15 protein-coding genes and 2 tRNA genes are annotated in these 13,634 nt (G+C 52.4%); 14 read left to right on the top strand and 3 right to left on the bottom strand.

The genetic code is table 11. From position 1 onward, the window contains the following. Positions 1-7: 7 nt before the first annotated feature. From ACTOY7_RS05285 to ACTOY7_RS05235, 11 genes are all read left to right on the top strand, one after another. A tRNA-Met gene (locus tag ACTOY7_RS05285) sits at positions 8-81 on the top strand. 108 nt (positions 82-189) lie between these two features. Then, on the top strand, positions 190-624 hold the full coding sequence (locus ACTOY7_RS05280; RefSeq protein ID WP_160281940.1) for a hypothetical protein: 435 nt from the start codon (positions 190-192) through the stop codon (positions 622-624). Positions 625-726: 102 nt separating this feature from the next. After that, the gene (gene ispF / locus ACTOY7_RS05275) at positions 727-1,287 is read left to right on the top strand and encodes a 2-C-methyl-D-erythritol 2,4-cyclodiphosphate synthase (protein ID WP_482670846.1); all 561 of its coding nucleotides are present in this window, start codon (positions 727-729) and stop codon (positions 1,285-1,287) included. Between the two features lie 34 nt (positions 1,288-1,321). After that, on the top strand, positions 1,322-2,488 hold the full coding sequence (locus ACTOY7_RS05270; protein ID WP_300884582.1) for a GNAT family N-acetyltransferase: 1,167 nt from the start codon (positions 1,322-1,324) through the stop codon (positions 2,486-2,488). A 75-nt stretch (positions 2,489-2,563) separates the two neighbouring features. Further along, on the top strand, positions 2,564-3,232 hold the full coding sequence (gene epsC / locus ACTOY7_RS05265) for a serine O-acetyltransferase EpsC (RefSeq protein ID WP_300884583.1): 669 nt from the start codon (positions 2,564-2,566) through the stop codon (positions 3,230-3,232). 121 nt (positions 3,233-3,353) lie between these two features. Next, positions 3,354-4,760, top strand: a complete 1,407-nt coding sequence (gene cysS, locus ACTOY7_RS05260) for a cysteine--tRNA ligase (RefSeq protein WP_160281943.1) — start codon at positions 3,354-3,356, stop codon at positions 4,758-4,760. Then, positions 4,745-5,191: a Mini-ribonuclease 3 gene (locus ACTOY7_RS05255; RefSeq protein ID WP_394682698.1), complete on the top strand. Its 447-nt coding sequence runs from the start codon at positions 4,745-4,747 to the stop codon at positions 5,189-5,191. Before cysS ends, ACTOY7_RS05255 begins: the two co-directional genes overlap by 16 nt. A gap of 19 nt (positions 5,192-5,210) precedes the next feature. After that, on the top strand, positions 5,211-6,014 hold the full coding sequence (rlmB, locus tag ACTOY7_RS05250) for a 23S rRNA (guanosine(2251)-2'-O)-methyltransferase RlmB (RefSeq protein WP_394682697.1): 804 nt from the start codon (positions 5,211-5,213) through the stop codon (positions 6,012-6,014). A gap of 94 nt (positions 6,015-6,108) precedes the next feature. After that, positions 6,109-6,738, top strand: coding sequence for a sigma-70 family RNA polymerase sigma factor (locus tag ACTOY7_RS05245; protein WP_160281945.1), 630 nt, complete (start codon positions 6,109-6,111; stop codon positions 6,736-6,738). Further along, a complete protein-coding gene (gene dtd, locus ACTOY7_RS05240; protein ID WP_160281946.1) occupies positions 6,735-7,181 on the top strand; it encodes a D-aminoacyl-tRNA deacylase in 447 nt (148 codons plus the stop codon). Before ACTOY7_RS05245 ends, dtd begins: the two co-directional genes overlap by 4 nt. 105 nt (positions 7,182-7,286) lie before the next feature. Next, positions 7,287-7,359: transfer RNA gene (locus ACTOY7_RS05235), tRNA-Thr, on the top strand. Positions 7,360-7,557: 198 nt separating this feature from the next. Here the strand turns inward: ACTOY7_RS05235 and ACTOY7_RS05230 are convergent. After that, on the bottom strand, positions 7,558-8,931 hold the full coding sequence (locus ACTOY7_RS05230) for an MATE family efflux transporter (RefSeq protein WP_394682696.1): 1,374 nt from the start codon (positions 8,929-8,931) through the stop codon (positions 7,558-7,560). A gap of 112 nt (positions 8,932-9,043) precedes the next feature. On the opposite strand from ACTOY7_RS05230, the gene ACTOY7_RS05225 reads away from it, so the two are divergent. The 3 genes from ACTOY7_RS05225 to ACTOY7_RS05215 all read left to right on the top strand — a co-directional run bounded on the left by ACTOY7_RS05225 (position 9,044) and on the right by ACTOY7_RS05215 (position 12,023). Then, a complete protein-coding gene (locus ACTOY7_RS05225) occupies positions 9,044-9,766 on the top strand; it encodes a polysaccharide deacetylase family protein (protein ID WP_300884589.1) in 723 nt (240 codons plus the stop codon). Between the two features lie 87 nt (positions 9,767-9,853). Beyond that, entirely contained in the window at positions 9,854-10,576 is a 723-nt protein-coding gene (locus tag ACTOY7_RS05220) for a tRNA threonylcarbamoyladenosine dehydratase (RefSeq protein WP_300884590.1), read from the top strand. 127 nt (positions 10,577-10,703) lie between these two features. After that, the gene (locus ACTOY7_RS05215) at positions 10,704-12,023 is read left to right on the top strand and encodes a replication-associated recombination protein A (RefSeq protein ID WP_300884591.1); all 1,320 of its coding nucleotides are present in this window, start codon (positions 10,704-10,706) and stop codon (positions 12,021-12,023) included. Between the two features lie 23 nt (positions 12,024-12,046). Here ACTOY7_RS05215 and ACTOY7_RS05210 read toward each other — a convergent pair whose 3' ends face one another. Beyond that, positions 12,047-12,559, bottom strand: coding sequence for a DUF4364 family protein (locus ACTOY7_RS05210; protein WP_160281951.1), 513 nt, complete (start codon positions 12,557-12,559; stop codon positions 12,047-12,049). Beyond that, complete coding sequence (mnmL, locus tag ACTOY7_RS05205; protein WP_160281952.1) at positions 12,552-13,499, bottom strand: tRNA modification radical SAM protein MnmL/YtqA; 948 nt, start codon at positions 13,497-13,499, stop codon at positions 12,552-12,554. The genes ACTOY7_RS05210 and mnmL overlap by 8 nt, the downstream gene beginning before the upstream one ends. Between the last annotated feature and the right edge of the window lie 135 nt (positions 13,500-13,634).

Here is a 13,634-nt window from a genome sequence, read left to right as displayed (position 1 = left end):
TATATATGGCGGAATAGCTCAGTTGGCTAGAGCACACGGTTCATACCCGTGGTGTCGCTGGTTCAAATCCAGTTTCCGCTACTGTAAAAGAAGAGTTTCGTGGAAACTCTTCTTTTTCCTTTTCGGGAACTATTTTTCATGTTATAATGGTATAGCGATTTGTGGAAACATTGTACGGAGGATAAATTGTTGGGTCGAAGAATTGGTTTTGTTTTGAAGCTGCTGGCGGGAGCCTATCTTATATTTGTCGGAGTGACGCTGCTGAACACCATCCTGGAGATCCGCCCGGGGAATCAGGAAGTCATGTGCGGGATCGCAGCCGTATTTATCCTGGTCGGGGCAGTGTACCTGATCATCCTTGTGGGCGGTGTCATAAAAAGAGCGCTGGAGGAGCGGGCGGCGGAGTATCCGCTGGAGATGGACCCGCCTTATTCCGCAATGCCTGTCCGGGATCAGTCCATGTTCCGGACGGCTCCGATGGTCCTGTTGAATGAAGGACACCAGGCAGAAGGAGCAGAGGGATCTTCCCTGCCGGAACAGAAGCCGCGCGGGCAGACAGCGGCCAGCTCTGCAACGGTGCAGCTGCAGACAGTCGGACCGGACACGACGGTATGGAAAAAATGATTTAACTGTTTGGAATTGCGTATAAATATATATGTAAGCTGCCATTCTGAACAGTAATAAAATACGTCCTTTCTGCGGGCGGATCAAAAAAGGAGACAGAATATGCGTGTAGGAATGGGTTATGACGTCCATCGATTGACGGAAGGAAGGGATCTGATACTCGGAGGAGTGAAGATTCCCTATGAAAAAGGGCTTTTGGGGCATTCGGATGCGGATGTGCTGGCCCATGCGGTGATGGATGCGCTTCTTGGGGCTGCGGCCCTGGGAGACATCGGAATGCATTTTCCGGATACGGACCCGAAGTACAAGGGAATCTCCAGTATCCGGCTTCTGGAACAGGTGGCAGCGCTTTTGGACGAGCAGAAGTATTTGATAGAAAATATTGATGCGACGATCATTGCGCAGAAGCCGAAGATGCTGCCCCATATCGAAATGATGAGAAAGAATATTGCGGAAGCGCTGAAGATATCCGTTGATCAGGTCAATATCAAAGCGACTACGGAGGAAGGGCTTGGATTTACCGGTACGGGAGAGGGAATCTCCGCACAGGCGGTGTGCCTTCTGGAGAAGTTCATGAACTACAGCAGTGTGGACGTGACACCCGGAAGCGGGGCCTGTGAATCCTGTCCCGGCTGTCAGCGGCTTTCTGCGGATAGGGAGTGACAGAGTGTCGGCCAGAAAAGGAAACAAAAACAGGATGGAGCTTCGGAAGCTGGAACCAGGTGAACACCGGAACACAAGAGAGCTGTGGGAAACTGTGTTTTCAGAGGATTCCAAAGAATTCTTGGATTATTATTATTATTTTAAGACAAAGGATAATGAGATTTTTGTGATTGAGGAGGACGGCGGGATCCGCTCCATGCTTCAGCTCAATCCCTATACCCTGTGGATCGAGGAGGATTCCCGGCCCTGTCATTATATTGTCGGAGTCGCCACGGAATGCGCCTACCGGAAGCGGGGCTATATGGGAGCGCTTTTGCGCCGTGCCATGGAGGAGATGTACGGCAGGAAGGAGCCCTTTACGTTCCTGATGCCGGCCGCGGAAAGGATCTATACACCCTATGATTTCCGGTTTGTATATGACCAGAGCCAGACGGAGGAGGGCGGGGCGGATCCAGGCTGCTTTGAGCAGCAGGATATGCTGTCTTTCGGACATCTCTCCTGCAAGACGGTGACTTTTGAGGATGCGTCGATGGGGGACGCAGGGGAGATCTGTGCATTTGTGGAAGCGCATTTCACAGAAAAATGGCAGGTCTATGCGGAACGAAATGAGGAATATTATCATACACTGATTTTTGAACAGCAGAGTGAACACGGCGGGATCCGGCTGATCCGGGCGGAGGGAAGGCTTGCGGGCTTTTTTCTCTACGCAGACGAAGACGGGCTGGAGATCCGGGAACCGCTGTATCTTCCGGAATATGAGGCGGCGTTTGCGCAGGCCGTGCTCGCGTTGACGGAGGGCAGAGGAGACCGTGTGAAGCTCTATGCATGGGAAAAAGGGACAAAAAGGATCCCCATGATCATGGCCCGGATCCTTCATCTGGAGAGCATGCTTTCCTGCATGAAAGTCCGGGAAGGCCAGGAGATGGACTGCTCCTTTGCGGTGCTGGATCCTTTTCTGCCGCAGAACAGCCGGGTTTGGCGGATTCAGGGCGGAGAGACCGACGGCGGTAAGGTCCGGGTGCGGGAGACAGAGGATTCGGAAGGCGTACTGACCATCGGCGCTCTGACGAGCCTGTTGTTTGGTTACCGGACGATCGAAGAGGCGGCACAGGAAGAGGACGTGATCATGACAGAGCATTTGAAGGCGGAGATGAAAAAGCTGAAGGTGCTCAAAAATGTCTGGCTGAATGAGATCGTATAGAGGAAGCAAGCGGCCGCGCGCTGTCATCAGAGCTTTTGCCTGACGACAGGGGCCGCGGACGCGGGGAGGTTGTAAATGGGAATCATATCTTATATCAAAGAGGAAATCCAGGTGATCCGGGAGCGGGATCCGGCGATCAAGTCCAATATGGAGGTACTTCTGTATCCCAGCTTTAAGGTGATCTTAAGCTACCGTGTGGCTCATAAGCTGTATCGGAGGAAGCACTATTTCCTGGCCCGGTGGATTTCCCAGAGGGCGACAAGGAAGACTGGGATTGAGATCCACCCGGGAGCGCGGATCGGAAAGGGGCTGTTCATTGACCACGGAAGCGGCGTGATCATTGGAGAGACCACCATTATCGGCGACAATGTGACGCTCTACCAGGGTGTGACGCTGGGAGGGACCGGGAAGGAAAAGGGAAAACGGCATCCGACTTTAAAGGACAATGTTATGGTCAGCGCCGGAGCCAAGATCCTGGGTTCCTTTACCATCGGGGAAAATTCCAAGATCGGGGCGGGCTCCGTGGTGCTCGAGGAGGTACCTCCCAACTGTACCGTAGTGGGCGTTCCGGGGCGTGTGGTCCGGATGGGCAACCAGAAGGTGCCCCGCACGGAGATGGATCATGTGCATCTGCCGGATCCGGTGCTGAATGATATCCGGGCGCTGCAGCAGGAGAATCAGCAGTTGAAAAAGCAGATGTCAGAGATGGAAAAGCGGATGGGTTCCTGGCAGCATAAGCATTGATGCCGCAGAAACGGCGCAGAATAGCCGCGGCTGGAAAAAACAGACGGGAGCTGTCTGGCGACAAACGGCATGAGGCCGGCAGTTCTCTTACGAAACAGATCAGGAAGAGAGGAAGAGCGTGATGAAATTATATAATACGATGTCAAAGAAAAAAGAGGAGTTCGTGCCTTTAGAGCAGGATAAGGTCAAGATGTATGTCTGCGGTCCCACAGTCTACAATTTTATCCACATCGGAAATGCAAGGCCGATGATCGTGTTTGATACGGTCCGCAGATATTTTGAATACAAGGGATATGAGGTGAATTTTGTGTCCAATTTTACAGATGTGGACGACAAGATCATCAAAAAGGCGATCGAGGAAGGCGTTACGGCAGATGAGATTTCCAAACGCTATATTGCGGAATGCAAGAAGGACATGGAGGGTATGAATGTAAAGCCGGCCACCACGCATCCCCTTGCGACGGAGGAGATCGGCGGCATGATCGAGTTGATCCGGACGCTGATCGACAAGGGCTTTGCCTATGAGAAAAACGGTACCGTATATTACCGTACCAGAAAATTTGCGGATTATGGGAAACTGTCCCATAAGAATCTGGATGACCTGCGTTCCGGAAACCGTTCCCTTCTTGTGACCGGGGAGGATGAAAAAGAGGATCCCCTGGATTTTGTGCTCTGGAAGCCGAAAAAGGAAGGGGAGCCCGCATGGGAGTCGCCCTGGAGCGAGGGACGGCCTGGCTGGCATATCGAGTGCTCGGAGATGTCGAAAAAATATCTGGGAGAGCAGATTGATATCCATGCAGGCGGAGAGGATCTGATCTTCCCGCACCATGAGAACGAGATTGCCCAGAGTGAGGCGGCAAACGGAAAGGAATTTGCAAAATACTGGCTCCACAATGGATTTTTGAATATCGACAATCGGAAAATGTCCAAATCTCTCGGAAATTTCTTTACGGTTCGTGAGATCAGTGAGAAATATGACCTCCAGGTCCTGCGGTTCTTTATGCTCAGCGCTCATTACCGCAGCCCGCTGAATTTCAGCGCAGAGCTGATGGAGTCAGCGAAAAACGGACTGGAGCGGATCGTGACGGCGGCGGAGAACCTGAGATTTTTGATGAAAAACGCACAGGCGGAGGCCATGAACGAATCCGAGAAGGAAGCATTTGCGAAGACTCGGGAGTATGTGGAGGGCTTCGAGAAAGCGATGGACGATGATTTTAATACGGCGGACGCGGTGGCGGCTGTATTTGAGCTGGTGAAGTATGCCAATACGACGGCGGACGGGGACAGCTCGAAAGAATACCTGCAGGGAATCCTGGATGTGCTCGGGAAGCTGACGGATGTGCTGGGGATCATCGTGGAGAAAAAGGAAGAGCTGCTGGACGCGGATATTGAGGCATTGATCGAGGAACGGCAGGCGGCAAGGAAGGAAAAGAATTTTGCAAGGGCTGACGAGATCCGGGATGAGCTGCTTGCGAGAGGGATCATTTTGAAGGACACACGAGAAGGAGTGCAATGGAAAAGGGCATAACATTTGAGTTTTATGATCAGATCCGGGAGGTGCTGGGGCTTCCGGAGACGGATGTGGACAGCTATTCGCCCCTTGTCCTGGCCTATATGGGGGACTGCGTCTATGACCTGATCATCAAGAGCATGGTGGTCAGCAGGGGAAATAAGCAGGTTCACAGGCTGCATGAAGAGACCAGCAGCTATGTGCAGGCTTCCGCCCAGTCACGGATGATGCGTGCCATGCAGCCTCATCTGACGGAGGAGGAGCATGCCATTTACCGCAGGGGACGCAATACCAGGTCCGTATCCGCGGCAAAAAACCAGACCATCACGGATTACCGCAGGGCCACCGGATTTGAGGCGCTGGTGGGATACCTGTTTCTGAAAAAAAGGTATGCCCGTCTGATGGAGCTGGTCAAGATCGGGCTGGATAGCCTGAAAGAGAAGGAATGAAAACAGGAGTATATCATATATGGATAAAACAGAAAAAAGGACGGGGAGCCGGGCTTTTGGGAACGAAAAGGAGCAGCAGGAGCAGTCTCTGGTGATCGAAGGACGAAATGCCGTTCTGGAAGCGTTTCGCTCAGGAAAACCGGTGGACAAGCTGTTTGTACTGGACGGATGCCAGGACGGTCCGATCCGTACCATCGTCCGGGAAGCAAAGAAGCACGATGTGATCCTGAATTTTGTGGGAAAGGAACGGCTGAACCAGATTTCCGCGACCGGAAAGCACCAGGGGGTCATTGCCTACGGAGCGGCCTATGAATATGCCCGGGTGGAGGACATGCTGGAGCTGGCAGAGAAAAAGGGGGAGGATCCTTTTTTGATCCTGCTGGACAATATTGAAGATCCCCATAACCTTGGGGCAATCATCCGGACAGCCAATGTGATGGGGGCCCACGGGGTGATCATTCCGAAGCGCCGGGCCTCGGGCCTGACCTCTACGGTGGCCAAGACATCCGCCGGGGCGCTGAATTATACCCCGGTGGCCAAGGTCACCAATCTGGCAAAGACCATCGAAGAGCTGAAGGAAAAGGGGCTCTGGTTCGTCTGCGCGGACATGGACGGAAAGGTTCCCTGTGAGATGAATCTGACAGGACCCATCGGCCTGGTCATCGGCAATGAAGGGGAAGGCGTGGGGCGGCTGGTCAGAGAACGGTGTGATTTTCTGGCAGGAATCCCGATGAAGGGGGAGATCAATTCCCTCAATGCATCGGTGGCAGCCGGGATGCTGTCCTATGAGATCGCGCGGCAGCGGATGCTTAAGAGCGTCTGACGGCCTGAGTTACAGCGCGCGCCTGGTGAGGGTGTGGCCTGTAACGCTTCGCATGAGTCAAAAAGTAAGGGCTTTCGGGTCTGGAGGAAAAAACTTGGGAATATATGATACGATGACAGATGAAGAGCTTCTGTCCCGGCTTCGAGCAGGGGAGCGGGATATCATGGATTATCTGATGGTGAAATATAAATCCATGGTGCGCCGTAAGGCAAGGGAGATGTTCCTGATCGGCGGGGAGAATGACGATCTGATCCAGGAGGGGATGATCGGACTGATGAAAGCCGTGCAGAATTTTGATCCGGAGCAGGGGAACAGCTTCCAGAGCTTTGCAGAATTGTGCGTATCCCGCCAGATGTACAGCGCCATCGAAGCTTCCAGGCGGAAAAAGCATTTGCCGCTGAATTCCTATGTGTCTCTGTATGAGGTGGAAGCTGATGATGACGAGAGCAAGGAGATCCCGCTGATCGACAAGATCCGGTCTGAGGTAGACAACAATCCGGAGGTGCTGTATTTCGGAAAAGAGTATGTGGAAGTTTTTGTGGAGAATCTGAAAGGGGCTTTGAGCGCGCTGGAAAACCATGTGCTCTACCTGCATCTGATGGGGACCGATTACCGGACCATTGCGGAAATTCTGAATAAAAGCCCCAAGACGATCGACAATGCGCTGCAGCGGATCAAGACGAAGGCAGGGAAGCTTTTGGAAAGGACAGGAGTACAATTATGAGATTTGTAATACAGAGGGTCACGCAGTCCAGCGTATCCGTAGACGGAACTGTAATCGGAAAGATTGGGAAGGGACTCCTGGTATTGATCGGGGTTGCCGAGGAGGATACCGAGGAAACCGCGGACAAGCTGGTAAGGAAGCTGACCGGGCTTCGCGTCTTTGAGGATGAAAACGGAAAGACGAATCTGTCCCTGGCGGATGTGAAAGGGGAGCTGCTCCTGATCTCCCAGTTTACGCTGTACGCCAATTGTAAAAAGGGAAACCGCCCCAGCTTTACGGAGGCAGGTTCTCCCCAAAAGGCGAATGCGCTTTATGAGTATATCATCGCAAAATGCCGTGAAAACGTACCGATTGTGGAGACTGGCAGCTTCGGAGCGGAAATGAAGGTCAGTCTGGTCAATGATGGGCCGTTTACGGTTCTGCTCGATTCTGAAAAAATATGACAAATTCTGAAAAAAATATTGACAAATCGGAGTGTTCTATTGTATACTTATAACGTTGTGTGACATGATGCTTCGGCTTGAGCGGAAGATTCAGACATGTTGCAGGCTGCCTTGGCGCAGCAGGTAGCGCGCATCCTTGGTAAGGATGAGGTCGGCGGTTCAAATCCGCTAGGCAGCTTTATACGGAATGAAGATGGAGACCTTTCGAGATTGATTTTCTTGAGAGGTTTCTTTTTTTATATTATTTTGCAGGGATCACTATGTGATGAATAATGGCGCAATGCTGTATTGGATTCAGAGAAAAAAGACTGTATTGCTGCATGAGATTGCTGTGAGGTATCACGGATCACGCAATCTTATGCAGCATACAGCCTTTTTATTCAAGAGGATTGTCCAGGGGCTCGATTTTCAGAACCCGGATCCTTTTAAACAGCAGGGTGGAGAGAACCACGGAGACAATCTCTGCAAGGGGAATCGACCACCATACCATGGACAGACCGGACAGTACGGCGAAAAGGTATGCCGCCGGAAGGATCACCAGGAGCTGTCTCGCCGCCGATACAACCAGGCTGTAGACACCATTTCCCAAAGCCTGAAAAACAGAGCCTACAATGATACAGTACCCGGCAAAGATAAAGCTCAGGCTGATGATACGCAGCGCGGGCACCCCGATCTCCAGCATATGCTCGGAAGCGTCGAAAAAGCCCAGAAGCTGTTTTGGAAAGATCTGGAACACGGCCAGCCCAACGAACATGATGCCTACTGCCAGGCCGATGCTCAGCTTCATGGTGGCTTCGATCCGTTTTCTATTTCTGGCGCCGTAATTGTAGGCGATAATCGGGATCATGCCGTTGTTAAGCCCGAATATCGGCATGAAGATAAAGCTCTGCAGCTTAAAATAAACGCCGAACACCGCGGCGGCGGTGGAAGAGAACATGAGCAGGATCTTGTTCATTCCAAATACCATGACGGAACCGATGGACTGCATGATGATCGACGGCACGCCAACCTGATAGATGGTAGCAATGATTTTTTTATCCGGGCGGAATCCTTTCATATTCAGATTCAGTTCTTTGTTTTTGGTACAGTTAAAGTAGACCGAAAGGGTAACGGCAACGATCTGCCCGGTCACTGTGGCGATGGCGGCTCCGGCTACCTCCAGCCTGGGAAATCCGAACAGGCCGAAGATCAGGATGGGATCCATGATAATATTGATGATCGCCCCGATCCCCTGCGTGATCATGGTATAGACGGTCTTTCCGGTGGACTGCAGGAGACGTTCCAGGGTCATCTGCATAAAGATTCCGATGGAGAGGATGCAGATGATCGTCAGATATTGAGTACCATAGGTGACGATCTGTTCATCCCGGGTCTGCAGCCGGAAAAAGCTGTGGGAGCAGGTGAGGCCGATGAGGGCCATGAGCGCGAAGCTGACAAGGGCGAGAAAGATTCCGTTTTTGGCGGCCCGGTTCGCGTCCTCGAACTTTTTCTCCCCCAGATTGCGGGAGAGCAGGGCATTGATCCCCACGCCGGTTCCTGCGGAAATGGCAATCATCAGGCTTTGAATCGGAAACGCGAGCGACACGGCTGTCAGTGCATTTTCATTGATCTGGGCCACGAAAATACTGTCCACAATATTGTACAGCGCCTGTACCAGCATGGACAGCATCATAGGCAGGGACATGGTGATCAACAGCCTGGGAACCGGCATGACCCCCATTTTGTTTTCTTTTGTCTGTGTATTCTGCATTTCAGAAATAAACCTCCTTTATTTTGCGCGTCAGCGCATTACATTATAGCATCAATAAATTAAAAGTACAATGCATATATTGAAAAGAATAAAGGGAACCGGAAGGCAAATCATGAAAAGATGGATGCAGGGAATCGGATTGATCTATATCCTGCTGCTGTTGGGAATCTGCGTCCCCGGGGCGGCAGGCGGAAACGCGCAGAATGACACAGGGGAAACACTCTATCTGATCCGTTCGGAAAGAACGAAAAAAGAAACGGACAAAAAAATGGAAAAGCCGAAGATCGCCCTGACCTTTGACGATGGTCCGAACGCGCAGTTTACGCCATTTTTGCTGGACGGATTGAAGGAACGCGGCATAAAGGCTACATTTTTTCTGATCGGGAAAAATATCGAGGCGGGCAATAATGCGGACATCGTGAAGAGAGAGTGGGAGGAAGGACATCTGGTGGGCAACCATACATACAACCATGTGGAGATCACGCGGGTGAGCAATAACGTAGCCTACCAGGAAATCAAGGCCACCAACGACCTGATCTCGGAGATTACCGGCGCGCCGGTGGAATATATGCGGCCACCCTTCGGCCTGTGGCAGAAAAAGCTGGAGCAGAGGATCCATGTGCTTCCGGTCATGTGGACTGTGGATCCACTGGACTGGGCTACGGAAAATGAGGATGAAATTGTAAATAAAGTAGTGACGGAAGTGGAAGAAAATGATATTATCTTGTTACATGACTGTTATAAAAGCTCTGTGAGGGCGGCCCTGCGGATCGTAGATCTTTTGGAAGCCGAGGGCTATCAATTCGTTACGGTTGACGAACTGCTCTTAGAGTGACGGTCAGGATCTGTAGAAATATCCTGTGCAGTCTGTATCACTTATTTTTCTACAGCTCCTTAAAAAATACAGGAGAAAACAGAAACGATGATACATGAATTTTCCAGAACGGAGCTTCTGATCGGCCCGGAGGCGATGGAGCGTTTGAAAAAGGCCGAGGTGGCGGTATTCGGCGTGGGCGGCGTAGGCTCTCACTGCATTGACGCCCTCGCGCGCGGCGGAGTGGGCAGCCTGATCCTGATCGACAATGACAAGGTTTCTCTGACCAACATCAACCGCCAGTGTGTGGCATACCACCATACGGTCGGACAGTATAAGACCAAGATCATGGAGGAGCAGATCCGGGCCGTCTGCCCGGGGATCCGGGTTCAGACTTACGAACGCTTTATCCTGAAAGAAGACCTGTCCGGGCTGTTTGAAAAGAAGCCGGATTACATTGTGGACGCGGTAGACACCGTGACCGCGAAGCTGACCATTGCGGAATGGGCGCAGCGTGAGGGAGTTCCTTTGATCAGCTGTATGGGAACGGGAAATAAGCTGCACCCGGAGCTGTTTGAGATTGCGGATTTGTCAGAGACCAGTGTTTGTCCGCTCTGCAAGGTGATGCGCAGGGAGATGAAGGCGAGAGGGATTCCACATTTAAAAGTACTGTATTCCAGAGAACAGCCGGTAGATGTCTCCGGACGGATGCCGGAGGAAGCGCAGGAAGGACGCCGGGCCGTACCGGGAAGCATCTCCTTCGTTCCGCCGGCTGCTGGGCTTTTGATCGCGGGGGAAGTGATCCGCGCTTTGGCCGGCATTGATACTTGAAAAAAGAAGAATCACCGCAATCGGAAAAAGCCACATGTCACAGATAAGGAACTGTGATGGAATCAATATGGTCTGTTTTTCAGATTGCGGCGGTTCCAAATGGTGATCAAAAGAAGAGGGATTGAACATGGATTTATTTGATTATATGAGAGAAACACAGCAGGAAAAGGAGTCTCCGCTGGCATCCAGGATGCGGCCCGCAACCCTGGATGAGGTAGCGGGACAGAGGCACATCATCGGGAAGGACAAGCTTTTGTACCGGGCCATCCGGGCGGACAAGCTGGGCTCCATCATTTTTTACGGGCCTCCGGGAACCGGGAAGACGACCCTGGCAAAGGTGATCGCCAATACCACCCGCTCGGAATTCAAGCAGATCAATGCCACATCCGCAGGTAAGAAGGACATGGAACAGGTCATTCAAGAAGCAAAAGAAGTGTTGGGGATGTATCAGAAAAAGACCATCCTGTTTATCGATGAGATTCACCGTTTCAACAAGGGACAGCAGGATTACCTGCTTCCGTTTGTGGAGGACGGCACCATCACGCTGATCGGGGCGACTACGGAAAACCCGTATTTTGAGGTCAATGGGGCGCTGCTGTCCAGATCCAGCATCTTTGAGCTTCATGCGCTGGATAAGGAGGATATCAAAACGATCCTGCGCAGGGCGGTGTATGACAAGGAAAAGGGGATGGGCTCCTTCCATGCGGAGATTGACGAGGACGCCCTGGATTTCTTGGCGGATATTTCCGGAGGGGATGCCAGAAACGCGCTCAATGCGATTGAACTGGGGATTCTGACCACGGACCGCAGCGAGGACGGCCTGATCCACATTACCCTGGAGGTGGCTTCGGAATGCATCCAGAAGCGTGTGGTGCACTACGACAAGACCGGAGACAACCACTATGACACGATTTCGGCATTTATCAAGAGCATGCGGGGATCGGACCCGGATGCGGCGGTGTATTATCTGGCAAAAATGCTGTACGCAGGGGAGGATATCAAGTTCATCGCGCGCCGGATCATGATCTGCGCGTCCGAGGATGTGGGAAATGCGGATCCCCAGGCGCTGACGGTGGCGGTAGCGGCAGCTCAGGCGGTGGAGCGTATCGGAATGCCCGAGGCGGAGATCATTCTCTCCCAGGCAGTCCTGTATGTGGCGTCCGCGCCCAAAAGCAATTCTGCGGTCATGGCCATCGCGGCGGCCGGGGAAAGCGTGCGCCAAACCCGTACATCGGTTCCCGTCCATCTCCAGGACGCCCACTATAAAGGGGCAAAGAACCTGGGAAGGGGGACCGGCTACAAGTATGCGCACAATTACCCCGGACATTATGTGGAGCAGCAGTATCTGCCGGATGAAGTGCAGGGAGCCAGGTTCTATGAGCCCAGTGATTCCGGCTATGAGAAACAGATCAGGGAATACCTGGCAGGTCTGCGGGGGATGAAGTGATCGCGGACCGCTGTTTTTGATCCTTATAATAGCTTCGTGAGAAGCTCCCCGTAGATATCCTGGCTGGACAGATTCCAGTTTTTAACAATGGATTCCGCCTCGGCCTTGGTGGGGACGGTCAGCTTCAGATCCAGGAGGCTGTACTTTCCCTCCAGGATCTGGCAGCGCGCCTCATATTCGTGATTGGTATTCAGATAATAGGAAGCCTTCACGGACATGGCTTCCCGTAAGTCGTATTCATTTTCTTCTACAAAGGCATCGATATCCCGCCGGATCTCATGGTTGATATTTCCCTGGAGAAGACGGATCGTTCTGGCGCCGTCGCCGGTGAGGTGGTAGAGCGTGCGCCGGTATGTATTTTCCGCTTCGATCATGCCGGCTTCCCGGAGCTCGGACAGGGCTTCCTGGAGCCGGAAATAGTTGGTATACTCCATTCCCAGCATAAAGTCAGAGATCTGCGTGGTAGCCAGGGGAAACTTTACTTTTTTGAGCAGATATAAGATCATCAATTTATATAAGGTAAATGTTTCATTCATGATATTCCTTTCCCTGCCAGATATCCTGTTCTTTCAGATATTGATGCAGTCTGTTCAGTACAGTGCGCTTATTGCCTGTCCAGAGCGGCGCGATCAGAAGCTCCTTCGGCCCGTCGCCGGTCAGGCGGTGGATGGTGAGATCCGGCCGCAGCCGGGAGATGCATTCTCCCAGCAGGGTGATATATTCTGCCATATCCGGGACCGGGAAGGGATGGCTCTCATATTCGGCGGCAAGGTCCGTATCCCGCAGGATGTGAAGAAGCTGAAGCTTGATCCCCTGGATATCTCTCCGGTTCAGATAGTCCAGCGTCTCGAACATCTGCTGCCGGGTCTCTCCCGGAAGGCAGAGGATGGTATGGACGATCACGGAAATGCGGCGGCGGCGCAGGTTTTGGACGGCCTGCTCAAAGACAGGCAGCGCATAGCCCCGCCGGATATAAGCGGCAGTGCCCGGGTGGATAGTCTGCAGTCCCAGCTCGATCCAAACGGACTTAATCCGGGCAAGCCGTTCTAAGAGATCCAGTACAGGTTCTCCAAGGCAGTCCGGGCGGGTCGCGATGGAGAGGATCCTGACCTCAGGATCCCGGAGCGCTTCTGTAAAGATCCGTTCTAGATGACTGACAGGAGCATAGGTATTGGTGAACGCCTGAAAATAGGCGATATAGGAATGCACGGGGCGTTTCAGTGCAAGGTCCGCCTTTCCCTGCCGGAGCTGTTCCGTAATGGAGAGCAGACGGGAGCCGGCAAAATCTCCGGACCCTGAGGCGCTGCAGAAGATGCAGCCGCCGCGTCCGACGGTGCCGTCCCGGTTTGGACAGGTCATACCTCCGTTCAATGTGATTTTATAGACCTTTTCACCGTAGGTCTGCTTTAAATCATAATCCATTGAATGGTAACGCTTTTCTCCCCAGCGGACCTGCTTCTGATGCGAATCTGTCATAAATCCAACCATTCCTTTCCGGTCCTGATAGAAGTTTTACACATGGAGTAATCCTATGTTGCAGGGCACTGGTTTGTCAGTGACCTGTAACTAATCATATCATGCTTAAAGTGACTGCGCAAGACGAATCCGGAA

The organism is Schaedlerella sp., assembly GCF_056796775.1.
This window is presented reverse-complemented; position numbering and strand designations above follow the sequence as displayed.

Coding starts and splice junctions, on each gene's coding strand:
- ispF (WP_482670846.1), top strand. CDS start 727: ATGCGTGTAGGAATGGGTTATGACGTCCATCGATTGACGGAAGGAAGG.
- ACTOY7_RS05270 (WP_300884582.1), top strand. CDS start 1,322: ATGGAGCTTCGGAAGCTGGAACCAGGTGAACACCGGAACACAAGAGAG.
- epsC (WP_300884583.1), top strand. CDS start 2,564: ATGGGAATCATATCTTATATCAAAGAGGAAATCCAGGTGATCCGGGAG.
- cysS (WP_160281943.1), top strand. CDS start 3,354: ATGAAATTATATAATACGATGTCAAAGAAAAAAGAGGAGTTCGTGCCT.
- ACTOY7_RS05255 (WP_394682698.1), top strand. CDS start 4,745: ATGGAAAAGGGCATAACATTTGAGTTTTATGATCAGATCCGGGAGGTG.
- rlmB (WP_394682697.1), top strand. CDS start 5,211: ATGGATAAAACAGAAAAAAGGACGGGGAGCCGGGCTTTTGGGAACGAA.
- dtd (WP_160281946.1), top strand. CDS start 6,735: ATGAGATTTGTAATACAGAGGGTCACGCAGTCCAGCGTATCCGTAGAC.
- ACTOY7_RS05230 (WP_394682696.1), bottom strand. CDS start 8,931: ATGCAGAATACACAGACAAAAGAAAACAAAATGGGGGTCATGCCGGTT.
- ACTOY7_RS05225 (WP_300884589.1), top strand. CDS start 9,044: ATGAAAAGATGGATGCAGGGAATCGGATTGATCTATATCCTGCTGCTG.
- ACTOY7_RS05220 (WP_300884590.1), top strand. CDS start 9,854: ATGATACATGAATTTTCCAGAACGGAGCTTCTGATCGGCCCGGAGGCG.
- ACTOY7_RS05215 (WP_300884591.1), top strand. CDS start 10,704: ATGGATTTATTTGATTATATGAGAGAAACACAGCAGGAAAAGGAGTCT.
- ACTOY7_RS05210 (WP_160281951.1), bottom strand. CDS start 12,559: ATGAATGAAACATTTACCTTATATAAATTGATGATCTTATATCTGCTC.
- mnmL (WP_160281952.1), bottom strand. CDS start 13,499: ATGACAGATTCGCATCAGAAGCAGGTCCGCTGGGGAGAAAAGCGTTAC.